The sequence below is a fragment of the Kitasatospora sp. NPDC091257 genome (assembly GCF_044757675.1).
Classification (GTDB): domain Bacteria; phylum Actinomycetota; class Actinomycetes; order Streptomycetales; family Streptomycetaceae; genus Kitasatospora; species Kitasatospora lactacystinica.
Genome location: NZ_JBIVVI010001882.1, coordinates 1 through 1067, shown reverse-complemented (window position 1 = coordinate 1067; position 1067 = coordinate 1). Strand labels below are relative to the sequence as shown.

Below are 1067 nucleotides of genomic sequence, written 5' to 3'. Positions count from 1 at the left end.
CCCGCCCCACCCGGGCCCGCCCGAGCCTCCGCGCCCGGGCGGGCCCGGCCCGTACCGGCGGCCCCGCGTGCCAGGTAGAACTACTGCCACGACCACAGGGGAGGAAACCGAAGGTGATCGACACGACGACCCCGGCCGGCCGGGCCGCCCGGCTCCACGACCGCTACCCCAGCCTCGACGAACTCACCGCCACCGCCCACCAGTTGGCCGCCCAGCGGCCCGACCTGTGCCGGGTGCGCACCGTCGGCACCTCCCGCGCCGGACGCCCCCTGACCCTGCTGACCGTCGGCCGCGGCCCGCACGACCTCCTCGTCGTCGCCGGCGCCCACGCCGACGAGTTCGCCGGCCGGGCCGCCGTCACCGACCTCGCCCACCACGCCCTCGCGGCCCAACACCCGGGCCTGGCCTGGCACTTCCTGCTCTGCCTCGACCCCGACGGCGCCCACCTCGCCGACGGCAGCCGCACCGCCCGCACCCTGCGGGCCTACTACGACCACTACTACCGCCCCGCCGCCGAGGACCAGCCCGAATGGGCCCCCGCCATCGGCTCCGACCTCCCCGAGAGCCGCACCCTCCTCGACCTCATCGACGAACTGCGCCCCACCCTCCAGTTCTCCCTGCACAGCACCGACGTCGGCGGCACCTTCGTCCAGGCCACCGGCGACCCCGCCGCCCTCGCCGAGCCCTTCACCCGCTCCGCCGCCGACCTCGGCATCCCCGTCGAGACCGGCAACTTCGACACCTTCCACCTGCACGAATCCGGCCCCGGCCTCTACCTCATGGCCCCCCACCACATCGACCACCAGGAGACCGCCACCGGCATGCTCACCCCCCGCCAGGACGGCGGCGGCCGGGCCGGCACCTGGTTCGCCCCCCAGCGCCACGGCGGCCAGACCGTCCTGGTCGAAGTCCCCGCCTGGACCAGCGCCCACCTCGGCGACACCCGCCCCGCCGACGCCGTCCGCCTGTACCTGCGCACCTGCGCCGACCGCCTGCGCCACCGCGGCACACTCCTCACCGCGCTCCTCGACGCCGCCCTGCCCTACGTGCGAAACCCCGACACCCCC

1 protein-coding gene is annotated in these 1067 nt (G+C 76.2%); it reads left to right on the top strand.

All coding sequences use genetic code 11. The annotated features are described in order from the left end of the window. Window positions 1–113: 113 nt before the first annotated feature. Window positions 114–1067: M14 family zinc carboxypeptidase (locus tag ACIQOV_RS42655; RefSeq protein ID WP_401056670.1), on the top strand; the 954-nt coding region annotated here is incomplete at its 3' end.